This window comes from Streptomyces sp. KM273126, from assembly GCF_004337435.2.
GTDB classification, from domain to species: Bacteria; Actinomycetota; Actinomycetes; order Streptomycetales; family Streptomycetaceae; genus Streptomyces; species Streptomyces acidicola.
The window spans coordinates 878301-901173 of record NZ_SJXB02000002.1 but is presented as its reverse complement, the minus strand read 5'-3'; the positions used below and the strand labels follow the sequence as shown (position 1 = coordinate 901173).

Genomic DNA, 22873 nt, shown 5'->3' with positions numbered 1-22873 from the left:
GAACTGCGCGAGCAACCACACACAACCCGCAGCCGCCAACCAACCGATCCAGGCAGACGCGGACGCTCAACGCCGCAACCACTTCACCTCATACGCCCCCATCTCGAACCGCCGCCCATCAACCTCCGCACTGATCGACCGATCCAGCGTGTTCACCACAAGAACGGCCTTGTCATCAGCAAGCACCCGCACATTGGGCTTGTCGTCGTCGGCCACGGACACCGACTCGTACGTCGTACCCGGCGGAAACTCCTTGCTGAAACGGGACAGCAGGCCCAGCATGGGCAAGGCCCGCCCGCCGTCACTCGTATCGGTCGGAGACCACAGGCACCCGGCGCAGTCGGGTCCCCTCTCGTTCTCCGGGTTCCAGTAGAAACCGGAAGTGGCCCCACCACGGGCCATGGCGATCAACCCGGCCGCGTGAACAGCGGAGCGCCGCGTCTCGGACCACCCTTCCCGCTCGTCGTTCGCGTCGCCCGGCTCGACGTAGTACTCGGCCCACCACAGCGGCAGGTCACCGATCCGTTCGCGCACCCAGCGGCTGACGGCGGTCAGCTTGTCGGTGGCCTGGAACTCGTCGGGCAGCATCTCGTCGTCCTCGGTGTAGCTGGAGCCGTCCACGACGACGAAGTCGGCGCCCGCCTTGTTCTTGTTCCAGTAGTCGAAGGCGTCGAGGGGGCGCTGGTCCATGGCGCCCCAGGGGCCCCTCAGGGACCGGGACACGCCGTACTCCTGGCGCGGGTCGAAGCTGTCCATGACCAGGTAGGGGCCGCCGACCATGATGTCCTCGTCGACCTTCTTCAGGGCCTTGTAGACGCGGTTGTACAGCTTGGTGTAGCCCTCGTAGTCCCAGCGGGCCTCGGCGTTGTTCCAGAAGCCCTTGAACTCGTTCCAGACGATGAAGTGCCGTACGTCCGGGTACCGCTTGGCGACGGTCGCGGCGAGCTTGGCGTAGTCCTCGAAGTGCTCCGGATCGGGGGCGGTCTCCAGCGCGTCCTGGCTCCAGTTCGTGTTGTCGGCGCCGGACTTGCCGCCCTTCATCCAGTCCGGGGCGCAGCACAGGGTGACGACCGGGACGCCGCCGGAGGCGCGGACGAAGTCGATGCGCCGGTCCATGTCCTCGAAGTCGTACCGCCCCTTGACAGGTTCGGGGTTGCCCGCGCCCCAGCCCATGATGTGCTGGATCTGCGGCATCGCGGTCTTCGACAGCAGCCCTTCGACCCGCCCGGTGGCTTTGCCGCTGCCCTCGTCGGCGCTGAACTGGGTGTGCGTGAAGCCCCAGCCGACGTCCGGTCCGAGGGCCTTGGGCGGGACGGCCGGCGTGCCGTGCACCTTGTCGCCGTCGCGCGAGGTCCCGGCGGTGCTTCCGCCGTCCCCGGGCAGTGTGTTGATCAGGGTCAGTACCAGGGCCAGAGCGGCCGCGCCCACACCGAGCAGAGCGGTGAGCCGCCACCACCGTGCCCCCGAATTCCACCCATGACGTCCCATCGGGGACAACAGTAACGGCGGGGCTGTCGGGGGGACAGATCCCGTCATGCGACAGCCCGGTAACAGGACGGCCCGTACATAACGGTGAGTACGGCGCGGCCCGTACCGGGAGTTCGGCCCGCCGCCACCGGAACGTCGGGCGGCGGAGCCGACACGACCGGCACACGGGGGAAACCAGGTGCACGGGCCGCCCCCGTGCCGGATCATGGCGGCATGTCCCCGAACCCATACGACGCTCTGCCGATCCGGCTCAACGTCGACGACAGCGACTCACCCTCGGACGTCGTCGACGCGCTGTTCCTCGGCCGCTTCGCGACGGGCGAGCAGCCGTACTCGCACGCGGCGAACATCGACCGGGTGCTTTCCGGGGCGACGCTGCTGCCGCCCGGCGCCCGCGTGCTGCGCTCGGCGCGGGACGACGACCGCAGCGCGATCCTCGCGGAGGGCGACGGCTGGACGCTGCTGGTCTCCCGCTGGAACCGGGGCGCGGACGTCACGGTCACGGCGACCAGCGCCGAGCTGGCGGAGAAGGTGCTCGGCCAGGCCACCCAGGGCGCGGCGGACGAGCCGGAGCCACAGCCGGAGAACGTGACGATGGGCTTCTGGTACGTGTCGCCGAGGCGCGGCCCGCACCGTACGACGCGGCAGATCTCCGCGGGCACCTGGGAGGAGGTCCGCTCGAACTACACCGCGCCGGTGGCGGACGCGATGGACCACCTGATGAAGACGACCCCGGAGGACATCGCGGGCCGGCTCCTGCTGCTGCACGGCCCGCCGGGCACGGGCAAGACGTCGGCGCTGCGCACCCTGGCCCGCTCGTGGCGGGACTGGTGCCAGGTGGACTGCGTCCTCGACCCCGAGCGGCTGTTTTCCGACGTGGGCTACCTGATGGACATCGCGATCGGCGAGGAGGACGCGGCGGGCAAGGACCGCTGGCGCCTGCTGCTCCTGGAGGACTGCGACGAGCTGATCCGCGGCGAGGCGAAGCACACGGCGGGCCAGGCGCTGTCCCGTCTGCTCAACCTCACGGACGGCCTGCTGGGCCAGGGCCGCAACGTCCTGGTGGGCGTCACCACCAACGAGGACCTGGAGCGCCTCCATCCGGCCGTGGTCCGCCCCGGCCGCTGTCTCGCCCGCATCGAGGTCGGCCCGCTGACCCGCCGGGAGGCAGTGAACTGGCTGGGCAGCGAGGAGGGGGTAGGCCGGGACGGGGCGACCTTGGCGGAGCTGTACGCGCTGCGCCGGGGGACGTCCCCGACGGCGTTGCCGGAGCCGCGGGCGGGGGCGGACGCGGGGCTGTACCTGTAGTGCTTTGATGGAGGTATGACCCTGTTCGTCGGCACGTCGGGGTGGCAGTACAAGGACTGGCGCGAGGTCCTGTACCCGGCCGGGGTGCCCACGCGGCTCTGGCTGGAGGAGTACGCGGCACGGTTCGCCACGGTCGAGCTCAACAACGCCTTCTACCGGCTGCCGTCCCGGGAGAACTTCGAGGCCTGGCGGGACCGCACCCCGCCGGACTTCGTCGTCGCCGTCAAGGCGAGCCGCTTCCTCACCCACATCAAGCGGCTGAAGGACCCCGAGGAACCGGTGCACCGGCTGATGAGCCACGCCACCGGGCTCGGCGACCGCCTGGGCCCGGTCCTCCTCCAGCTCCCGCCCACACTGCGCGCCGACCCCGGCCTGCTGGACGCCTGTCTGGCCTGCTTCCCCTCCGGGACCCGCGTCGCGGTCGAGCCCCGCCACGACTCCTGGTGGACGCCCGAGGTGCGCCGGGCCCTGGAGAAGCGGGGCGCCGCCCTGTGCTGGGCCGACGTACGCGCCCAGCCAATGACCCCACTGTGGCGGACCACCGACTGGGGCTACGTCCGCTTCCACGAGGGCCGCGCCCAGCAGTGGCCCCGCTACGGCCGCCGGTCCCTGGAGACATGGGTCGACCGAATCGCAACGACCTGGTCCCCCGACGACGACGTATACACGTACTTCAACAACGACCCGAACGGAGCGGCGGTGGAGGACGCGAGGGTATTCGCCTCCGCAGCAAACAGAGCGGACCTACGGGTCACAAGAACCCCGGTCCCGTCCAAGGCCGGACAGTAACCCCGCCTCCCTCAAGGGGCGCGGGGAACTGCGCGACCAGCCACGAAAAACCCGCACCCGGCAAACAACAATCCGTCCCGAGCTCTGAGCCGCCCCACAGCACCGAACCCGACAGCAGAACCCTTACTCCCCGTAGGCCGCCCGCAGGGCATCCCGCACAGCCCCCAACGCATCGGACTCACTCAACCCCAACCGCCGCACCCGCTCCGCATACACCTGAGCCTCCGCCGCGGCGGCCCGTTCCGCTGCTGAGCCGGCGGCAGCCACAAACGTTCCGTTGCGCCCACGCGTCTCGATCACCCCGTCCGTCTCCAGGGCACGGTAGGCCTTGGCCACGGTGTTGGCGGCCAGCCCGAGCTGCTCGGCGAGTCCCCGCACGGTGGGGAGCCGGTAGCCGACCGGCAACGTCCCGGAACGGGCCTGCTCGGAGATCTGCGCGCGTACCTGCTCGTAGGGCGCGGTCCCCTCGGTGATACGGATCTTCAAGGTCACGGACCGATTGTCCCGTACCCGCCCCGAGCGATCGCCCCGCACCCGCCGGAAAATCGGAGGCACCCACCCGTGCTCGCCCCGTAGCGTGCGACCCCATGACTGTGATCGTGCGCGAGTTCCGCCCCGAGGACGCCGCGGCCCTCGCCCGGGTGCGGCGCCAGGCCCTTCCCGTTCTGATCTCCACTGCGGAGTCCGTCCTCCACGACGTCACCCGCATGCACCCCGACGCCCACTACGGGCTGCTCGTCGCCGAGGAGGACGGCGAGGTGATCGGCACGGCCGACTCGGGTACAGCCCACGACAGCCCGGTGCCGGGCCAGGGCTACCTGAACGTGTACGTGCACCCGGAGCGCGTACACCGTGGCGCGGGCGCCCTGCTCGCGCGCACCGCCGAGGAGCGGCTCGCCGCGCTGGGCGCGACGGCGCTGTTCTGCTGGGTGCTGGACACCGCGGACAACCGTGCCTTCGCCGAGCGGCGGGGTTACCGCGCGAGCCGCTCGTCCCGCTTCCTCCGTCTCGACCTGGCCGACGGCCCCCTCCCGCCGCCGGCCGCGCCACCGTCCGGTGTCGAACTGCGCGCCGCCGCGGACTTCGCCGACGACCCGCGCCCGCTGTTCGCCCTGGACGCGGAGACGACGGCGGACGAGCCCGGCGACATCGACGCGGACCTCGACGATTACGAACAGTGGCTCGGCAACACCTGGCACCACCCGCTCCTGGACCACGAGCTGACGACGGTGGCCGTGGTGGACGGCATCCCCGCCGCGTTCACCGCGGCCCGCACCGACGGCCGGGGCCGCTACTTCACGGCGATGACGGGTACGGCGCGTGCCTTCCGCGGCCGGGGCCTGGCCAAGCTCGCCAAGAACGCCTCCCTGCACCGCGCCCGCGCGGCGGGCTGCACGGAGGCGTTCACCGGCAACGACGCGTCCAACGGACCCATGCTGGCGATCAACAAGTGGCTCGGCTACGAGGTCTGCGCGACGGAGGTGCGCTATGTCCGCGAACTCGGCTGACCCCACGGACCGTTCGGACGTCGCTCGGGAAGTCGTCGTGGAGGTCGCCCTGGAGGTCGTTCTCGTCAAGGCCGGGCGTACGAAGATCCGCTATCCCGCCGAGCTCCTCCACGACGACGGCACCCGCGTCACCGTCCGCGCCCCCTGGGCGGGCGAGGGCGTCCGGGACTTCGGCTTCGTACGGTTCGAACCGGGCGACGTCTTCGTCGAACACTACTGGCGCGACCGCTGGTACGCGGTGAAGGAGGTCCGTGACGGCGCAGGCACCCTCAAGGGCTGGTACTGCGACATCACGCGCCCGGCCGGCGTCTCGGCCACCCCCTCCGGTACCGAACTCGTCGTCGAGGACCTCGACCTGGACCTGTGGCGCTCCGCGGACGGCAGCGCCGTACTGCGCCTGGACGAGGACGAGTTCGCGGCGAGCGGTCTGGCTCGGACGGACCCCGGGGCCGCCTCCGCCGCCGTGGCCGCCCTCGACGAGCTGGAAACCCTGGCCCGCGAGGGCGGCTTCGGGGCACTCCTCGGCTGAACGCACGCGTGCGGTGGACGGTCAGGGGCGGGCGATCACCGCGTACCGCTCGTCCTCCACCTCCCGCCCCCACAGCCGGGCGTCGTCCGAGAGCCGTTCCACCCGCACGTCCTCCGCGAGGGGCGCGAGCAACCCGGTCAGCCGCTCCGCCGATATGCCGACCGGGCTGACCGTCCCCCACACCCCCTCGATCAGCACCAGCCGTCCTCCCCCACTGCCGAAAGCGTGGGAGGTGCCCCCAGGACGCAGCAACGCCGACCATCCCCTCAGCGCTCGCTCCGGGTCCGGCAGCGTCCACAGCACGTGGCGGACGAGTACGACATCGAACCGCTCCTCCCCCACCGGGGGCGACGCCGCGTCCCCGACGAGGAACACCGCGGCCCGGCCGGCGAGCTTCGCACGGGCCCGGTCGACCATCGCCGGCGAGAGATCGACACCCGTCACCCGATGCCCCCGCTCGGCGGCGAGGAGCGACAGGCTCCCCGTCCCGCAGCCGAGGTCCAGCACGTCGGCCGGCCGCGCGGGCAGCCAGGCCGCCAGCCGGTCCGCCCAGGCCTGTCTGACCTCGGGGTCGCGCAGGCCGTGGTCCGGCTCGTCGTCGAAGGTGACGGCCTCGGTGTCCCAGTCGACGTCATGGTTCGCAGTCATTCCGTCAGGGTGTCACCCGTCACTGACAATCGGACGGCTGAGGCGCCCGCCGGTCAGTCCAGCCGCTTGCGGTAGTGGATCCGGTCGTACGGCCCGTCCACGCGGCGCTCCACGACCTCGTACCCGAACCTCGGGTAGATCTTCTGGTTCTCCGACATCAGCGCGTTCGTATAGAGCCTGACCTCGGACAGGCCGAGCACGCGCGCGCGTGCGTCCACGAACTCCAGCAGCCGCCGCCCCACGCCATGTCCGTGCGCGTCGGGGTGGACGGCGATGCTGTCGAGCAACAGATGGTCCTCGTAGACCTCGACGACCACGAGGCCGATCACGGGATCGCCCGTGACGAACACCCGCCCCGCGGCCACGTTCGCCGCGTGGTCCGCCTCCATGGGTGCCGGCACGACCCCGATGCGCTCGATGTAGTGGTGGTACGCGGCGCCGGTCACCGCCTTCACGGCGGCGACATCGGCGGCGACGGCCGACCGGATCCCTTCATCGGTCATGCGCGCACGCTACCTACCTGAGCGGAGCATGAGCACTTCCTTAAGGCGAGCATAAGGATCTCGATCACCCGCCTCCAGCAGGCGATTCCGCGGTTTCCTGCGGCTAGTTTCTGATCACGTCGAGGAGGCACGACTCCGGGGTCTGTCCGGCGGCTCAGGCCGGACAGACCCCGAACGCATGTGCCGTCGGGCACACGTGTCAGCCGATCACCGAAAGACACGTCGTCGGTCTGGCATTGGCCGGGTCGAGCGCGTTGGTCACCTCATGGAACGCGATGCGGTCGAGGAGCCCGATCGCGGCGTGCTCGGAGAGGTCGGCCGCGCACAGGTCCTGGATCAGGACGTTGCGTACGTTCGGCCCGTTGAGGAACTGGGACCGGTACGGCGTGACGACCTCGTCGTACTTGGTGGCGATGACCGTGTACTTGACGCCGGGCACGGTGTCGCCGCCCGCGTTGAGCTTGGTGAGGAAGGCGGAGCCGGTGATCTGGTCGGCGAGCGCGGGGGTCGCGGTGGAGATGAGGTCCTTCGCGCCGGGGAAGTAGTCGAGCAGTTCGGTGAGGCCGCCCAGGGTCGTGCCGCGGTTGCTGGGCGCGATGCCGACCAGGGCGTTCACCTCGGCTGCCCCGCCGAGGAACTTGAGGTAGTAGCGGGGCATCATGCCGCCCTGCGAGTGACCGACGAGGTCGGTCTTGGCGGCTCCGGTCGCGGCGAGCACCTTGTCGACGAAGTCGTCGAGTTGCTCTGCCGACTTGTCGATGGGGCCGAGGCCGTAGAGGAACGGGACGCCCGGCAGCTGCCCGTAGTCGAAGGAGTAGACGCAGTAGCCGCGGTTCACCAGGTAGGGGGCGAGCCCGAGCCAGTTGTCGACGGAGTTCGCGAACGTTCCGTGGACGAGGACGACGGGACGGGGGTGGGCGGCGGAGGGTTTGCAGGAAAAGTCGTTCCAGCCGCTGTTGGGGGCGGCGGCTGCCTGTGCGGTGGTGGCGGGGGCGATGGTGGCGGCGGAGGCCAGGAGCAGTGAAGCGAGCGGGATGAGCACTCGTTTCCAGGGCAGCATCGGGGGATCTCCTTGCGGCTCAAGGGAGGTGCGACGACGTACGCCCTGTGATCCGGATCACGAGGATGCTGTTCGATTCGCCAAGTTACGGGCGAGTAGGTGAAGTGTGAAGTTACGCGTCAGTAAAAACTTCCAGTGACAGCCGTGAGGCCCTGGTGCGTACCGCTGGACATGCGATAAAGGAGTTACGCGGGCAGGGAGTTACGAGGCCAGCGTGCCCGGCCCGATCACATGGGCGCCGAACCTGGCCCGCGCCTTGTCCGCGACCTCCTCGATGCGGCGGGCCTTCTCGTCCACCGGATCGAAGGTGAGCTGGTGGGTGGCCTGGTCGGCGGGGCTCAGCCCCTCGGCGCGGAGAGCGATTCCACGGACGCGGGCGCGCTGGAGGCCGAGCGCCTCGTACATGCGGTACGCGGCGCCGGTGAGCGCCGGCGAGTGCGCGGTGGGCTCCTTGAGCTTGCGACTGCGGGTTGTCGAGGATCGGTCGGCGTACCGCACGGTGAGGGTGAGCGTGCGGCACACCTTCTCCAGGGCGCGCAGCCGGATGCCCAGCTCCTCGGTGGCGGAGAGCAGGGCGCGGCGGTGTTCGTCCGGGTCCAGCTCGTCGCGCTGGAAGGGGCGTTCGGCGACGAGAGCGCGCGAGACGGCGTTCGGGACGACCCGGCCGCGGTCGATGCCCTGCGCCTTCTCCCGCAGTTCGCGGCCGGTGCGGGCGCTGGTGAGCCGTTGCAGGGTCGACAGGGGGGCGGCGGCGACCTTGCCGAGGGTGTCGAGGCCGTACTCGCACAGGGTGCGGGCGGTGGCGGCGCCGACTCCGGGGAGCGCGGCGACCGGCTGCCCGGCCAGGAACTCGGTGAGGGCGCCGGGTTCTTCGGGCACCACACGGATCAGCCCGGGGCGGGAGCCGTTCAGGGCCATCCTGGCGAACAGCGGGCCCGGCCCGGCTCCGATCGCGCAGTCGATCCCGTACCGGGCGAGGGAGCGCACCCGGATCATCGAGGCCAGTTCCAGGGCGTCCCGGCCGAAGTACCGTTCGGCGCCGTGCAGGTCGACCAGGGCGCGGTCGGGTGGCAGCGCCTCGATGACGGGCGTGAACTCCTCCAGCAACCCGATGAGCCGGGGCAGAGCGGCCTCGTACGTCGGAGGCAGCTGGAACTGGACGCAGAGGATGGTCATCCCGCACTCCCCGGGCTCTGGTGCCACAACTTCCGTCCGCTCGCGGGCCCTTCGCCCGCCGGGCGCAGATCCGCCCAGGGGTGCATTGCGTACCCCGTGGACATCCGGATGCGCCGACCGCCCGCCGGTTCCTCCCCGTCGGGGGAACCGTCGGGTCCCGCTGCTCCACCGGCCCCGTCGGCCTCAGCCACCCCGCTCGGCCCGGCCAGCCGCAGCGCCACTCCGTCCAGGCCCTCCTCCCGCCGCAGCTCCACCAGTTCGGCGAGGTTCCAGGCGGCGGAGCCCACCACGCTGAGGCTGCGCGGCCCCCGCCGCTGCACCACCCCGCGCACCAGCAGCAGCCAGGAGTGGAAGACCGTGTGGGCGCAGGCGTCGTGGGAGTCGTCGAAGAAGGCGAGGTCGACCAGGCCGGTGCCGTCGTCGAGGGTGGTGAAGATGACCCGCTTGCCGGAGCGGATCGGCGGGGTCTGGGTGGCCGCCTTGGCGCCCGCGACCAGAACCGTCTCGCCGTGCCGTGCCTCGCGCAGCCGCCGCGCGGACACCACGCCGAGCTCGGTCAGGAACTCCCGGTGGTCGTCCATCAGGTTGTGCGAGACGTCCATGGAGAGCACGCCCAGCTCGGCGCTGAGCCGCTCCGCCGAGGACAGGTCGGGCAGCCCGGCGGAGGCGGTTCCCCGCCCGCCGGCGAGAGGAAGTTGGGCACCGCCCGTACCGCCCGCGCCGCGTCCGCCCCGGGCGACCCGGTGCAGTTCGGTCAGGTGCAGTTGCAGGTCACGTCGGTTGGCGCCGAAGTCGTCCAGCGCGCCGACCTGGGCGAGCCGCTGGGCCAGCGGGCGGCTGGGCCGGGCCCGTTCCCAGAAGTCGAGCAGGGAGGCGTACGGCTGCCCGTCCGCGATCCGTGCCGCCTCGGCCTCGCTGATGCCGTAGACGTCGGAGAGCGCCAGCCGCACACCCCAGATCCCCTTGCCCTCCTGGGGTCCCTTGGGCCTCCAAGTGCCCTTGCCCGCCCTGGATTCAGACACCAGTTCGATACGGTGAGCGACGCCCGACCGGTTCACGTCCAACGGGAGGATCGGCACCCCCTGCCGCCGTGCGTCCGCCAGCAGCAGCCGCTTCGGGTACATGCCGGGGTCGTGCGTGAGCAACCCTGCGTAGAACGCGGCCGGGTGATGGGCCTTCAGCCACGCCGACTGGTACGTCGGCACCGCGAAGGCGACCGCGTGCGCCTTGCAGAAGCCGTACGACCCGAACGCCTCGACGATCTCCCAGGTCCGCGCGACGGTCTCGGCGTCGTACCCCTTGGCGGCCGCGGCTTCCGCGAACCAGACCCGGATCCGCCCCTGCGACTCGGGGTCCGACAGCCCGCGCCGCACCTGGTCCGCCTCGTCCCGTCCGCAGCCGGTCATGATGTGCACGATGTCGATGATCTGCTCGTGGAAGACCACGACGCCGTACGTCTCCCTGAGCGGTTCCTCCAGGTCCGGGTGCGGGTAGCGGACCGGCGCCCGTCCGTGCCGGGCCGCGATGAACGGCCGCACCATGTCGGCGGCGACCGGACCGGGGCGGAACAGCGAGATGTCCACCACCAGGTCGTGGAAGGTGGCCGGCTGGAGCCGCCCCACCAGGTCCCGCTGTCCCGGCGACTCGATCTGGAAGCAGCCCAGCGTCTCGGTGGAGCGGATGAGCCGGTACGTCGCCGGATCGCCCGCGTCGATGTCGACGTCGTCCAGGTCGATCCGGGTGCCCGCCGCCCGCTCGGCCTCCGCCACCGCGTGCGCCATCGCGGACTGCATCCGTACACCCAGCACATCGAGCTTGAGCAGCCCGAGGTCCTCGACGTCGTCCTTGTCGAACTGCGACATGGGGAACCCCTCGCCGCTGGTCGGCATCACCGGCGTACGGGCGAGGAGGGAGGCGTCGGAGAGCAGTACCCCGCACGGGTGCATGGCGACTCCGCGCGGGAGGGCGTCGAGTGCCTCGACCAGCTCCCAGAACCGTCCGTACCTCGCCCCTTCCCGATGGAACTCCTCTGCCAGCGCCTTGAGTTCGGGCAGTTCACCGAGGGCCGCCCGTGCGTCGCGTGCCCGGATGTGCGGGAAGGACTTGGCGATCCGGTCGGTGTCGGCCGGGTCCAGGGACAGGGCGGCGCCCACGTCGCGGATGGCGTGGCGTACGCGGTACGTCTCCGGCATCGCCACGGTCGCGACCCGTTCGGTGCCGAAGCGGTCGATGATCGCGCGGTAGACCTCCAGCCTGCGCGCGGACTCCACGTCGACGTCGATGTCGGGCAGCGCGATCCGCCGCTTGGACAGGAAGCGCTCCATCAGCAGCCCGTGCTGGACGGGGTCGGCGTGTGCGATGCCCAGGAGGTGGTTGACGAGGGAGCCCGCCCCGGAGCCGCGCGCGGCGACCCGGATCCCCATCCTCCGTACGTCGTCCACGACCTGGGCGACCGTCAGGAAGTAGGAGGCGAAGCCGTGGTGGGCGATGACGTCGAGTTCCTGGTGCATCCGCTCCCAGTACTCACGCCGCCCGTCGTACCCGCGCAGCACCATCCCCGCCGCGGCCCGGGAGGCGAGGGTGCGCTGTGCGGTGCGGCGGCCCGCGCCGACGAGGTGGGCCTCGGGGAAGTGGACGCTGCCGATGCCGAGGTCGTCCTCCGGGTCGACCAGGCACTCGGCGGCGGTGGCCCGCGTCTGCTCCAGCAGCCGGTACGCGGTGTCACGGCGGTAGCCCGCGGCCTCGACGATCCGCTCGGCGGCGCCCAGCATGGCGGACGCGTCCTTGAGCCAGGCCTCTCCGGAGTCCAGCTCGCGGCGGGGGTCGATGGGAACGAGCCGGCGGGCGGCGTCCAGGACGTCGGCGACGGGGCCCATACCGGGGTCGGCGTACCGGACGGCGTTGCTGAGCACCGGGCGCACCCCCTGCTCGGCGGCGAAGCCGACGGTCCGGGCGGCCAGCCGCAGGGAGCCCGGGCCGGTGCCGTCGCGGCCGTGCCACACCGCTTCGAGGCGCAGGGCGTCGCCGTGGATCTCCCGCCAGGGCGCGAGGAGCCGTGCGGCCCGGTCGGGGCGGCCGGCGGCGAGCGCGCGGCCCACATCGGAGTCGGGGCCGAGCAGGACGGTCAGACCCTCGGCGGCGCACGCGGACCAGGGCAGCAGCGGCCGACCGCCGTTCTCTCCCGTGTGGTCGCCCGCATGCGCTGCCGAAACGATTCGGCAGAGCTCGGCCCAGCCTTTCGCGCCCTCCCGGGCGAGGAAGGTCACCCGAGATGTCGACTCATCGATGAAGGTACCGCCACGGACGGGAGTCCGCCGCTTCCCGCGCGGGCCGGCCCCCTCGGCCGCACGCCCCGCCGCCGGCGGCTCCTCCACCGCCAGATCCACCCCGAACAGCGGCCGGATCCCCGCCCCCGCGCAGGCCTTGGCGAAGCGCACCGCCCCCGCGAGGGTGTCCCGGTCGGTGAGCGCGAGGGCGTCCATGCCCCGCTCGGAGGCGCGCTCGGCGAGCCGCTCCGGGTGCGAGGCGCCGTACCGCAGGGAGAACCCGGACGCGGTGTGCAGATGCGCGAAACCCGGCACACGCACCTCCGCACTCCAGGGGCCCCTGCACGAGCCCTCGAACATCAGTTCCCAGCTTCCTCGCTCTCACCATACCTCCAATCTCGAACTCACGTACGACTCCCGCTCGAACCCACCCCACCTGCGGAAACACCGGTCGGACCGGTCCGTGGGGACATGACACGACGGGGGCGAAACGTCCCTCCCGACCCAGGACGCACCCCGGACGCACTCGGACCCGCAGGCACGGGAAGCCTGCGGGTCCGAGTGTGTGGGGGGTGTGTCAGCCGATCTCGGTACCGGTCGCGGAGAGCGCCTCCGTGACCGGCTGGAAGAACGTCTCGCCACCGGAGGTGCAGTCGCCACTGCCGCCGGAGGTGAGGCCGATCGCGTCGCCGCCCGAGAAGAGCGAGCCGCCGCTGTCGCCGGGCTCGGCGCAGACGTCGGTCTGGATGAGACCGTTGACGATGTCGCCGCCGCCGTAGTTCACGGTGGCGTCCAGGCCGGTGACCGTGCCGTCGTGCACCTGGGTCGTCGAACCGCTGCGGGTGACCTCCATGCCGACGGTGGCCTCGGCCGCGCCCGTGATCTCCTGGGCGGAGCCGCTGTAGAGGTTGACCTCGCTCGGGTGGTCGACGTCGGCCGTGTACTTGACCAGGCCGTAGTCGTTGTCGGGGAAGCTGGAGTCCTCGTTGGTGCCGATCTCGTTGCCGCTGGAGTCCGACCAGGTGGAGATGGACTCGGTGCAGTGGCCCGCGGTCAGGAAGAACGGTTCCCCGCCCTTGACCACGTTGAAGCCGAGGGAGCAGCGGCCGCCGCCACCGGTGATGGCGTCGCCACCCGCGATGAAGGGCTTGAACTCACCCTTCGTGCGCTTCAGTTCGGCCTTCGCGCCGAGACCGTCGACCACCTCGGTGAGCTTGGCCCACTCGGCCTCGGAGACCGTGCGGTCCGCGGTGACGACGACCTTGTTGGTCCTCGGGTCGGTCGCCCACGAGGTGCCGGGGATGGTGGCGTCCTCCTTGAGCGTGGTACGGGCGCTGCTCAGTTCGGCGAGGGAGTTCTCGACGACGCGCGCCTTGGCTCCGGCCGACTCGACGGCCTGGGCCGCCGCCTCGTCGAGCACGTTCACCACGAGGTGCCGGGCCTTCGCGTCGTAATACGTTCCCGCCGCGTCACCACCGAGCTCCTCGCCGAGCGTCGAGGCGAGGTTTCCGGCCGCCACGGCCGAGAGGATCTTGAGGTCGGGGGTCTTCGCGTTCTCGCTCGCGTTCGCAGTCTGGAAGGTGACTCCCGCTGCCACCAGTGCGGCGATACCCGCACCTGCCACGGCCGCGCGTCGCCTGGGTATGCGTCGGTGCTTCAACTCACGTCCTCCTGTGGGGGGTCGGCTCCGGAAGTTGTGGGGACCCCGGAACCGAAGGATGGGCACGGATCTGCTGCCCGAAAAGGGCGCGTCCATGCCAACGGACGACGACCACTATTCCGAGGCCCCCAGGGAGCACACAAGGCCGACTTCAGGACGCGCGCGCGTCAACCGGTGCACGCCCCTTACTGCTTGACACGCGTAAACCCGCGGAGGCCACACCGGGTGGGTCCCCACTGCAAACACAACAACCGAGGGTTATCCCTGTGCGGTCGTCGGGGTCTAGTCCTGTCCGGATGTCGACCCCTCGGGGTCCGGATCCAAGCGGGGCTCCAGGGACGGAAGTTGCTCCTGCACCGGTTGCTCCCGAACCTGCGAACCTGCCTGCGGACCTGCCTGCGGACCCGTCTGCTGACCCGCCTGCGAACTCACCTGCGGCGCCTGCTGCACGGGGCGTTGCTGCGCCACCTCAGGGCCCTGCTGCGCCCGTTCCAGGAACCGCAGCAGCTCCACGGGGAAGGGCAGGACGAGCGTGGAGTTCTTCTCGGCCGCGACCGCCACCACGGTCTGGAGCAGCCGCAGCTGGAGCGCGGAGGGAGTGTCCTCCATCTGCTGGGCCGCCTCGGCGAGCTTCTTCGACGCCTGGAGCTCCGCGTCGGCGTTGATGACCCGGGCCCGCCGCTCGCGGTCGGCCTCGGCCTGCCGGGCCATGGAGCGCTTCATGGTCTCGGGCAGCGAGACGTCCTTGATCTCGACACGGTCGATGGTGACGCCCCACTCCACGGCCGGGCTGTCGATCATCAACTCCAGCCCCTGGTTGAGCTTCTCCCGACTGGAGAGCAGATCGTCCAGCTCGCTCTTGCCGATGATGGACCGCAGCGAGGTCTGCGCCATCTGCGAGACGGCGAACCGGTAGTCCTCGACCCGGACGATCGCCTCGGCCGGCGCGGTCACCTTGAAGTAGACGACGGCGTCCACCCGCACGGTCACGTTGTCCCGCGTGATCCCCTCCTGCGCGGGCACCGGCAGCGTCACGATCTGCATGTTGACCTTCTGCAGCCGGTCGACGAACGGCACGATCATCGTGAACCCCGGCCCTCGCACATGCGACCGCAGCCGCCCGAGCCGGAACACCACCCCCCGCTCGTACTGCTTCACCACTCGGGCCGCCGACATCACGTACACCGCGCCGACGGACGCGAGGGAAACTCCCGCAACGACCAGCTCCTCGACCATGTCGGCCCCCAGGGTCCGAAGTCGGAGTGTGAGCGGAGTACGTGCGTACGTCGTACGCCGGAGTGCCTGCGGGCGCTTCGGAGGACGAGTGCGCACTCCGCGTGTCCCTCGACGGTAACTCCGTCACACGGACAAGCGGGAGCCCCCGCACGGCACTTGCCGTGCGGGGGCTCGCCTGCTGCTGGCCGCAGGTTCTGCCGCGCGAGTGCCGGAGCGTCCTCCGGCCGTGCGCACCGGTCAGAAGACGTTGACCCCGTAGGCGCTCAGGGCCTCGGTGACCGGCTGGAAGAACGTCGTGCCGCCGGAGGTGCAGTTGCCGCTGCCGCCGGAGGTCAGACCGTAGGCGGTGCCGTTGCTGCCGTAGAGCGGGCCGCCGGAGTCGCCGGGCTCGGCGCAGACCGTGGTCTGGATCATGCCGTAGACGATGTCACCGCCGCCGTAGTTCACGGTCGCGTTGAGGGCGGTGACGGACCCGGTGCGGGTGCCCGTCGTGGAACCGGTGCGGATCACGCTGGTGCCCACGCTCGGGGTGGCCGCACGGGTGATGTCCACGTTGCCGGCGGTGCCGGACTTCGTGACGGACGTGTTGGTGTACCGGACGATGCCGTAGTCGTTCGTCGGGAAGCTGGAACCCGAGGTGGTCCCGAGCGTCGTGGCGTGCCCCGAGTCCGACCACCAGGTGCCGGCACCGTCGGTGCAGTGACCGGCGGTCAGGAAGTAGTCGGCTCCGCTGCTGTTCTTCACGTTGAAGCCGAGGGAGCAGCGCCAGCTACTCGCGTAGATGGCGTCGCCACCCTTGATCAGCTTGTTCATCTTGCCCGGGGTCCGCTTGATCGTCAGAGCACCGGCGTTACTGCCCGCCGCGTCCTTGATCTTCTTGATCTCGGCCTGGGAGACGGTGCTGTCGACCGTGACGAGGACCTTGTCGGTCTTCGGGTCGATCGCCCAGGCGGTGCCCGGAACATCAGCCTCAAGGATGGAAGAGCTGGCGCTCTTCAGCTGGGCGGTGCTGAAGGTCTGCACGTCACTCGCTTGCGCGGTGGGGACCGTGACGGCGGCCGCGGCCACGAGTCCGGTCGTCACGGCGATCAGCCGAGTCCGTCTCGCAACGCCGCTACGGGGGGTGGTGCGCGTGATCCTCACAGTTCGTTCCCTCCTGAGGGAAGTCGGGGGCCCGCCGTGGGGTTTGGGGCCCGTGAGGCGCAAGTCAAGGAATGCGTCCGGATTCCGAACACGTCGTGCCCCTGACAAGGCGCTGAAGGGAGTATTCGGTCACGCGGCCGAGTGGCGCAAGAGGGCGTTCGGACGCATGAAAATCAACTAGCCGATTATCAGCGGTACTTGATCTCACAACAGGCCATGTGAGGATTCTGTGCAGGCCCCGAGTCGCGCTTGAGCGGCTCTCTGAATGGACCAGTGTGTTTTCCTTTGTGGCGGTCGGAGCGGATTGCGCAGCCGGCGTCTTACGCGGCGCGTTGGGCGAGTTGCCGGGGTGGGGATCACGCCGCGGCGCGGCAGGGCAGTGCGCTCAGGAATTCGAGCGCGGCCCGTGCCGTCGCGTCGTTCTGGCGGAACGCGGGCCCACCGGTGCGCGGCCGGGTGAACGCGCCCGAGCCCCGGGCGTCGGTGTGCGGGCCGAGTGCGAAGCGCCGTGGGTGCGGGGCGCCGGAGCGGTCGAGCACCCGGCCGTCGGCGGGGTCCACGGCGAGCAGCCCCTCGGCGGTGGCGGCGGCCCCGTCGGCGTACAGCCCGCGCAACAGCGTGTCCCGGGTGCGCTCGACCGTGGGGCGCGGCAGTCACGCCTCCACCAGCGCACGGGCCCGGACGGCGGCTCCGGGCACACCGGCACCGCGCGCCGTGAACACACCGTCCTCGGCGGTGATGGTCGTCTCCGCGCCGAGGAAGCGCAGCACTCCCGCCCGGGACAGCGCGAGCATCTGCCGCAGCCGGGGCCCGGGCGGCCCGGAGGCGAGATGACTGAAGAACCCGTGCCACCAGGACCCGATGTCCCCGAGCCGCACCAGTTGCCCGTAGACGGACAGCAGCCCGAGGAAGACGGCCTGGTCCTGGCTGCGCAGCGGGTTGTGACGGCGGTCCAGATCGTCGCGGATGTACGTCCGCAGCTCGTCCTGGAGTTCCTCGTACGATCCGCAGCGCAGCCCGTCGAGGGGACGGTCGAGCGCGGTGAGGTCGAGCCGGTCGGCCGGGTCGGGCACGGCGGAGGCGACGAGCGCCGCCACCTCGGCACCGCTCGCGGCTGACGCGTACTTCTCCTCGAAGCCGGACCAGGCGGCCGTCGTCCGCTCGGGATGCGCCGAGAACAGCCGGTGGTAGTGCGCGAACCCCAGCTCCTTCTCCACCAGGGGCCACACGTCCCGCCGGAAGTCGAACCCTTCGGGGCGTGCGAGCAGCGCCTCCACCTCGGCAGGCCCGAAGAACCGTGGCAGCGGCGGTCGTTCGCCCTCCCAGTCGTAGCCGATCTTGGAGTGGTAGGGCACCCCGCGCCGGGAGCCCACGTACAGGACCGGCTCGCGCCCCGACGGCAGGTACGTCGGCTCCCCCCGGCCGTCGTCCTCGTAGCGCCCGCCCCGGCCCTCGGTCAGGAGCACCATCAGGTCGACGAACGCGAGTCCGAAGCCGCGCACGAGAACGGGTTCGCCGGGCGCCGGCGCGGACAGGTCGCTGTCGGCGGTGAAGTCGGGCGGCAGGTACACCAGAGCGTGCTCCCCGGCGTACGCGGCCAGCGCGCGCTGCTCGTCGTCGGGTTCGGCGTCGAGGTGACCCAGCGTGAGCACCACGAGGTCGGCGAGCAGCGGCCTCGGCCGGCCCTCCAGCCACACCTGCTGGCGCCCCTCGCACGGTCCGCTCACCCGCAGGGCGCGCCGGGTGTGCCGGTGGACGCGGATGCCCGGCGGCAGGGCGGCGACCGTCTGCTCGTACACCCAGGCCAGGTACGCGCCCTGGAGTTGCCGGCCGGCGAAGGTGCGTCCGCCCACGGCCGCCCACTCGTGCAGGGTGGGTCCCGGGCGTACCGGTCCGGCCATGTCCACCGTGTCGTCGGTGAACATGGTGACGTCCTGGGCCTCGGAGTTCATCCACAGCAACGGCGACTGGTCCGGCCGCCAGATACGGCCGCCGCCCGGTGGGTACGGATCCACCAGGTGCACGTCGAGCGCGGAACCGGCGTACAGCTCGGGGGCGTTGGCGGCGATCCGCTCCAGGACACCGGTCCCCCGCGGCCCGGCGCCGACGATGACGAGTGAGGGCGCCGCGTTCTGCGGTCCGGAGATGGCGGTACGGGAGGAGGGCATGTGAGGGCTCCGCGATGCGTCGAGTCGAACACGGGGTGCCTTCACACGGGGGCGTCACGGGGACGCCGTACGGCCGAGCCCCTCAGCAGGGCCGTCCTTGGAGAGTACGGGGATGTTTCTGTTCACTGTCAAGGCTGTCCATGATGTGAGCGGCCTGTCTCAGATCGGTTGACGCGGAAACGGATGCCTGTTCCACTTGTGCCCATGCATCCGCAGCAGTGGCTGGTCACGCGCTCCCACATCGACTTCGGTCGAGTGTGGTCCTCGTCCTGTTGAGCTGACCCCCTGCTCGCCCGCTCACGACGGGCTTCTTCGGCGTTCTCCGTTCTCGCCTCCGCGTTCCGCCTCACGCCCCGGCGCCATGCCTTCACACACAAACCCCTCGGGGGCAGCGGGAGCGAGAACCCCGGTCGCCGCACCGGACCGGCCGGCCGCGTCGTTCACCCGTACGCGCTGCTCATCACCCGTCCGCCGAAACAAGTATTATTTCACTCACAGTCAGCAGCCATGCACAGTACAGCCCTTGGGACACACGGCCTCTCGACGAACGGGTTCTGCACCAGTACCGTCACGAAACCCCAGCGCGGTGTCCAATCACTTGGCGCGCGATCCGCATCATGGACGACGATAGGGGTGCGGAAATGACCGCTGTGAGAGGAGGCGTCCATGGGATCGGTGCGCAAGGCGAGTGCCTGGCTTGGCCTCGTCGACGACAACGATGACGAGCGTTACTACGACGACGACTACGCCGAGGGGCAGGAGTCCGGCGATGCCTGGGTCACCGACCCGCGCGTGAAGGTCGCGTCCGAATCCGCCCACGACAAGGGCCGCCGGATCGGCACGGTCACCCCGGACAGCTTCCGGGACGCCCGGCAGATCGGCGAGCTCTTCCGGGACGGCGTCCCGGTCATCATGAACCTCACGAGCATGGAGCCCTCCGACGCCAAGCGCGTCGTCGACTTCGCGGCGGGCCTGATCTTCGGTCTGCGCGGTTCGATCGAGCGGGTCTCGACCCGGGTGTTCCTGCTGACCCCGGCGGACACGGAGATCGTCAGCGGCGAGCCCGCGGGCCGCCAGTCGGGCGGTTTCTTCAACCAGAGCTGAGCAGGGCGGCTCACCCGCCCCGCCCCGCATTCCGGTGGGGGGATCACCGGAACGCGTCGAGGCCGGTGAGCGCCTTGCCCAGCACCAGCTGGTGCATCTCGACGGTGCCCTCGTAGGTGAGCACGGACTCCAGGTTGGTGGCGTGCCGCATGACCGGATACTCCAGGGAGATCCCGTTGGCACCGAGGATCGTCCGGGCGGTACGGCAGATCTCCATGGCCTCCCGTACGTTGTTCAGCTTGCCGAAGCTGACCTGTTCCGGACGCAGCCGTCCCGCGTCCATCCGCCGCCCCAGGTGATGGGCGAGCAGAATCCCCTTGTGCAGCTCGACCGCCATGTCGGCGAGCTTGGCCTGGGTGAGCTGGAACCCGCCGATCGGCTTCCCGAACTGCTCCCGCGTCTTCGCGTAGTCCACGGCGGCCTCGAAACAGGCCCGCGCCGCCCCCATCGCACCCCAAACGATCCCGTACCGGGCGTGGGACAGGCAGCTCAGCGGCCCCTTGAGCCCGACGGCCCCGGGCAGCACCGCATCCGCGGGCAACCGCACGTCATCCATGATCAGCTCACTCGTGACGGACGCCCGCAGGGACCACTTGTGCCGGATCTCGGGCGCGGCGAACCCGGGTCGGTCCGTCGGTACGACGAACCCGCGGATCCCCTCCTCGGTCCCCGCCCAGACCACGGCGACCGAGGCGACGGACCCGTTGGTGATCCACATCTTCCGCCCGCTCAGCACCCAGTCCCCGCCGTCACGCTTGGCGTACGTGCGCATCGACGCGGGGTCGGATCCGTGGTCCGGCTCGGTCAGCCCGAAGCACCCGATGACCTCACCGGAGGCCATACGCGGCAGCCATGTCTGCTTCTGCTCCTCGCTGCCGAACCGGTGGATGGCGTACATGGCGAGGGAGCCCTGGACGGAGACCAGGGACCGGATTCCCGAGTCGGCCGCCTCCAGCTCCAGGCAGGCCAGGCCGTACTGCACGGCGCTGGCGCCGGCACACCCGTACCCGCTGAGGGACATCCCCAGGGCGCCGAGCTCCCCCAGCTCCCGCGCCAGCTCACGAATCCCGGGCAACTCGCCCTTCTCGTACCATTCGGCGACATCGGGCAGTACCCGCCGCACGGCCCACCTGCGCACGGTGTCGCGGACGGCGAGATCCTCCGCGTCCAGCAGTTCGTCGATACCGAGCGGATCGGCGGGGTCGAAGGGCGGCAGCTTGGGGGAAGCGGTCATGGGGCGGCCTCCGGCTCAGGAAAACTAGCAGCGCTAGTCCAGCGTCAACGCCGACGTTACGACGACACTTCTTTCCGCCGCAACGGCGAGCAGCCCCGCCGGCGCGACTGTGGTCCCCCACGCCCGCAAGGCGGTCAGCTCGCCTCAAGGCAGTCAGCTCACGGACGACTCCGCCCGCACCTTCGCGTTCGCCTCCCGAGGCGCGGGCACCGGGGCGACGTCCGCCGAGCCCGCCGCCGCGGGCGCCCCGCACTCCATGACCCGCGGCAACCGCAGCGCCATCGCCGCGCCGAGCAGCAGCAACGCCGCGCTGACCAGCAGGGTCACATGCAGTCCGTGCACGAAGGAGTCCCGCGCGGCATGCCGCAGCGCCTCGCCCGACGAACCGCCCAGCCGCCCGGCCACCTGGTACGCCTCGCCCAGCGAGTGCCCGGCCGCCGTCGAGGCCGACTCCGGGACGCCGGGCACACCCGAGAGTCCGGGCGTGTACGCCGCGTTCATCACGCTGCCGAGGAGGGCGATACCGATGCCCGCGCCGAGCTGGTACGACGTCTCGCCGATGGCCGCGGCCCCGCCGGCCTGGGTCTGGGGCGCCTCGCTGAGCATCGACTCGTACGCCCCGAAGAGCGTCGTCTCCAGGCCGAAGCCGAGCAGGACGAAGCCGACGAGCAGCAGGGCGGGGTTGTCGTGGGTTCCCATCACGGTCAGCAGGACGACCGCGCCCGCCGTGAGGCAGAAGCCCACGGAGACCATGCGGCGGGGCCCGAAGCGGCGCAGCATCTGCGATCCGAGCAGCCCGGCCGCCATGGCCGCGACCGTGAGCGGCAGCATCCGCAGGCCGGTCTCCAGCGGGGACAGCCCCAGCACCAGTTGCAGGTACTGCGCCGCGATCAGTTCCAGACCCACCAGCGCGAGCATCGCGAGCACGATGCAGCCGACGGACGTGCTGAACGCGGGGCGCGCGAACATCCGCAGGTCCACCAGGGGGTACGTGCGCCGCTTCTGCCGGCGTACGAACGCGGCCAGCAACCCGGCGCCGAGCACCAGGGGAAGCAGCGTGTACAGGTCGAACGGGCTGTCCCCGCTGCCGAGCCGTTTCACGCCGAGGACGAGGCCGAAGAGACCGGCGGCGGCCATCAGCGCGCCCACCACGTCCCAGGGTCCGTTCCGGTCGCCGGTCGACTCGGGCAGCAGCAGGCGCCCGACCGGCAGGCTCACGAGCATCAGCGGGATGTTGACGAGGAAGACCGAGCCCCACCAGAAGTGCTCCAGCAGGAAGCCGCCGAGCAAGGGGCCGACGGCGGCGCCGACCGCGGCCACGCCGGTCCAGACGCCGATCGCCAGCGCGCGCTCACGCCGGTCGGGGAACACCTGCCGCAGGATCGACAGCGTCGCCGGCATGATCATGGCGCCGCCGACACCGAGAAGCGCCCGGGCCCCGATCAGCATCGAGGCGTTCTCGGCGACGGCCGCCAGGCCCGAGGCGACACCGAAGAGCCCGTAGCCGAGGAGAAGGACCCGTCTGCGGCCGATCCGGTCGCCCAGCGTGCCGAAGAGGATCAGCAGCGAGGCGCAGACGAGGGGATAGACGTCGACGATCCAGAGCAGTTCGACGCCGCTGGGCTTGAGGTCCTCCGTGACGGCCGGCACCGCTACGTGCAGCACGGTGGCGTCGACAGCGACCAGCAACAGGCTGGCGCAGAGGACGACGAGGACGACCCAGCGGTTGGCACCGTTCCCGGCCGCCCGACGGCACCGCGCAGCGGCCGTGGTCGTCCCGGACATGTACGTACCTCCCAGATGATCCCTCGCGCTCGGCGGGGCCGCGGGGTGGGGACTCCCTGGCGGCTATGGCCCGGGAGGAGCGGTGTCCCGGACCCACGCAACAAAGGCGAGTGAGCCGTCAGGGTACGCGAGAACACGCCAGTGGCGCGTGGTGGACCTCTCATGGAACGTTCGGACAGCGTGTGGCGTGCGCCACGCTCCCCTCGCCCGTCACGGTTCACCACGCCCGAAATGGCCGCCCGGTTCCGGGCGGCCTTGATAATCGAGC

General features: G+C 70.9%; 17 protein-coding genes and 1 pseudogene. 5 read left to right on the top strand and 13 right to left on the bottom strand.

The window, feature by feature from the left end:
• Window positions 1-66: 66 nt before the first annotated feature.
• Window positions 67-1488 carry a GH39 family glycosyl hydrolase gene (locus E0500_RS34575; RefSeq protein WP_131558943.1) on the bottom strand — a complete coding sequence of 474 codons (1422 nt, stop codon included), beginning with the start codon at window positions 1486-1488 and terminating at the stop codon, window positions 67-69.
• A 213-nt stretch (window positions 1489-1701) separates the two neighbouring features.
• Here E0500_RS34575 and E0500_RS34570 point away from each other — a divergent pair, with 213 nt between their 5' ends.
• Together E0500_RS34570 and E0500_RS34565 are read left to right on the top strand one after the other, a co-directional pair.
• A complete protein-coding gene (locus E0500_RS34570) occupies window positions 1702-2796 on the top strand; it encodes a DUF5925 domain-containing protein (protein ID WP_131558941.1) in 1095 nt (364 codons plus the stop codon).
• A 15-nt stretch (window positions 2797-2811) separates the two neighbouring features.
• Window positions 2812-3585 (top strand): DUF72 domain-containing protein, encoded by a 774-nt coding sequence (locus tag E0500_RS34565; RefSeq protein ID WP_131558939.1) that lies wholly within the window; start codon window positions 2812-2814, stop codon window positions 3583-3585.
• Window positions 3586-3708: 123 nt separating this feature from the next.
• Here E0500_RS34565 and E0500_RS34560 read toward each other — a convergent pair whose 3' ends face one another.
• Window positions 3709-4077 (bottom strand): GntR family transcriptional regulator, encoded by a 369-nt coding sequence (locus tag E0500_RS34560; RefSeq protein WP_131558937.1) that lies wholly within the window; start codon window positions 4075-4077, stop codon window positions 3709-3711.
• A gap of 95 nt (window positions 4078-4172) precedes the next feature.
• Between E0500_RS34560 and E0500_RS34555 the strand changes: the two genes are divergently transcribed.
• Window positions 4173-5093: a GNAT family N-acetyltransferase gene (locus E0500_RS34555; protein ID WP_131558935.1), complete on the top strand. Its 921-nt coding sequence runs from the start codon at window positions 4173-4175 to the stop codon at window positions 5091-5093.
• The gene (locus tag E0500_RS34550) at window positions 5074-5622 is read left to right on the top strand and encodes a DUF402 domain-containing protein (RefSeq protein ID WP_131558933.1); all 549 of its coding nucleotides are present in this window, start codon (window positions 5074-5076) and stop codon (window positions 5620-5622) included. The genes E0500_RS34555 and E0500_RS34550 overlap by 20 nt, the downstream gene beginning before the upstream one ends.
• A gap of 21 nt (window positions 5623-5643) precedes the next feature.
• Here E0500_RS34550 and E0500_RS34545 read toward each other — a convergent pair whose 3' ends face one another.
• The 9 genes and pseudogenes from E0500_RS34545 to E0500_RS34505 all read right to left on the bottom strand — a co-directional run bounded on the left by E0500_RS34545 (window position 5644) and on the right by E0500_RS34505 (window position 18482).
• The gene (locus E0500_RS34545; RefSeq protein ID WP_131558932.1) at window positions 5644-6270 is read right to left on the bottom strand and encodes a bifunctional 2-polyprenyl-6-hydroxyphenol methylase/3-demethylubiquinol 3-O-methyltransferase UbiG; all 627 of its coding nucleotides are present in this window, start codon (window positions 6268-6270) and stop codon (window positions 5644-5646) included.
• A 53-nt stretch (window positions 6271-6323) separates the two neighbouring features.
• A complete protein-coding gene (locus E0500_RS34540; RefSeq protein ID WP_131558930.1) occupies window positions 6324-6773 on the bottom strand; it encodes a GNAT family N-acetyltransferase in 450 nt (149 codons plus the stop codon).
• Window positions 6774-6972: 199 nt separating this feature from the next.
• On the bottom strand, window positions 6973-7833 hold the full coding sequence (locus E0500_RS34535; protein WP_131558928.1) for a triacylglycerol lipase: 861 nt from the start codon (window positions 7831-7833) through the stop codon (window positions 6973-6975).
• A 201-nt stretch (window positions 7834-8034) separates the two neighbouring features.
• Window positions 8035-9009: a DNA polymerase thumb domain-containing protein gene (locus E0500_RS34530; protein ID WP_131558926.1), complete on the bottom strand. Its 975-nt coding sequence runs from the start codon at window positions 9007-9009 to the stop codon at window positions 8035-8037.
• The gene (locus E0500_RS34525; protein WP_131558924.1) at window positions 9006-12590 is read right to left on the bottom strand and encodes a DNA polymerase III subunit alpha; all 3585 of its coding nucleotides are present in this window, start codon (window positions 12588-12590) and stop codon (window positions 9006-9008) included. The genes E0500_RS34530 and E0500_RS34525 overlap by 4 nt, the downstream gene beginning before the upstream one ends.
• Window positions 12591-12852: 262 nt before the next feature.
• Window positions 12853-13935, bottom strand: a complete 1083-nt coding sequence (locus E0500_RS34520; RefSeq protein WP_131558922.1) for a S1 family peptidase — start codon at window positions 13933-13935, stop codon at window positions 12853-12855.
• Between the two features lie 282 nt (window positions 13936-14217).
• Window positions 14218-15171 (bottom strand): slipin family protein, encoded by a 954-nt coding sequence (locus E0500_RS34515; protein ID WP_131558920.1) that lies wholly within the window; start codon window positions 15169-15171, stop codon window positions 14218-14220.
• A 237-nt stretch (window positions 15172-15408) separates the two neighbouring features.
• Window positions 15409-16314, bottom strand: a complete 906-nt coding sequence (locus tag E0500_RS34510) for a S1 family peptidase (RefSeq protein WP_131558918.1) — start codon at window positions 16312-16314, stop codon at window positions 15409-15411.
• A 356-nt stretch (window positions 16315-16670) separates the two neighbouring features.
• Window positions 16671-18482, bottom strand: a pseudogene (locus tag E0500_RS34505) (FAD/NAD(P)-binding protein).
• 666 nt (window positions 18483-19148) lie between these two features.
• On the opposite strand from E0500_RS34505, the gene E0500_RS34500 reads away from it, so the two are divergent.
• Window positions 19149-19586, top strand: a complete 438-nt coding sequence (locus E0500_RS34500) for a cell division protein SepF (protein ID WP_131558916.1) — start codon at window positions 19149-19151, stop codon at window positions 19584-19586.
• Window positions 19587-19629: 43 nt separating this feature from the next.
• On the opposite strand, the gene E0500_RS34495 is transcribed toward E0500_RS34500, so the two are convergent.
• Together E0500_RS34495 and E0500_RS34490 are read right to left on the bottom strand one after the other, a co-directional pair.
• Entirely contained in the window at window positions 19630-20820 is a 1191-nt protein-coding gene (locus E0500_RS34495; RefSeq protein WP_131558914.1) for an acyl-CoA dehydrogenase family protein, read from the bottom strand.
• Between the two features lie 153 nt (window positions 20821-20973).
• Window positions 20974-22605, bottom strand: a complete 1632-nt coding sequence (locus E0500_RS34490) for an MFS transporter (protein WP_131558912.1) — start codon at window positions 22603-22605, stop codon at window positions 20974-20976.
• Window positions 22606-22873: the final 268 nt, after the last annotated feature.

Excerpts from the sequence above, each read along its gene's own strand:
- E0500_RS34575 (WP_131558943.1), bottom strand. The coding sequence starts at position 1,488 with ATGGGACGTCATGGGTGGAATTCGGGGGCACGGTGGTGGCGGCTCACC.
- E0500_RS34570 (WP_131558941.1), top strand. The coding sequence starts at position 1,702 with ATGTCCCCGAACCCATACGACGCTCTGCCGATCCGGCTCAACGTCGAC.
- E0500_RS34565 (WP_131558939.1), top strand. The coding sequence starts at position 2,812 with ATGACCCTGTTCGTCGGCACGTCGGGGTGGCAGTACAAGGACTGGCGC.
- E0500_RS34555 (WP_131558935.1), top strand. The coding sequence starts at position 4,173 with ATGACTGTGATCGTGCGCGAGTTCCGCCCCGAGGACGCCGCGGCCCTC.
- E0500_RS34550 (WP_131558933.1), top strand. The coding sequence starts at position 5,074 with ATGTCCGCGAACTCGGCTGACCCCACGGACCGTTCGGACGTCGCTCGG.
- E0500_RS34545 (WP_131558932.1), bottom strand. The coding sequence starts at position 6,270 with ATGACTGCGAACCATGACGTCGACTGGGACACCGAGGCCGTCACCTTC.
- E0500_RS34540 (WP_131558930.1), bottom strand. The coding sequence starts at position 6,773 with ATGACCGATGAAGGGATCCGGTCGGCCGTCGCCGCCGATGTCGCCGCC.
- E0500_RS34535 (WP_131558928.1), bottom strand. The coding sequence starts at position 7,833 with ATGCTGCCCTGGAAACGAGTGCTCATCCCGCTCGCTTCACTGCTCCTG.
- E0500_RS34530 (WP_131558926.1), bottom strand. The coding sequence starts at position 9,009 with ATGACCATCCTCTGCGTCCAGTTCCAGCTGCCTCCGACGTACGAGGCC.
- E0500_RS34515 (WP_131558920.1), bottom strand. The coding sequence starts at position 15,171 with ATGGTCGAGGAGCTGGTCGTTGCGGGAGTTTCCCTCGCGTCCGTCGGC.
- E0500_RS34500 (WP_131558916.1), top strand. The coding sequence starts at position 19,149 with ATGGGATCGGTGCGCAAGGCGAGTGCCTGGCTTGGCCTCGTCGACGAC.
- E0500_RS34495 (WP_131558914.1), bottom strand. The coding sequence starts at position 20,820 with ATGACCGCTTCCCCCAAGCTGCCGCCCTTCGACCCCGCCGATCCGCTC.
- E0500_RS34490 (WP_131558912.1), bottom strand. The coding sequence starts at position 22,605 with ATGTCCGGGACGACCACGGCCGCTGCGCGGTGCCGTCGGGCGGCCGGG.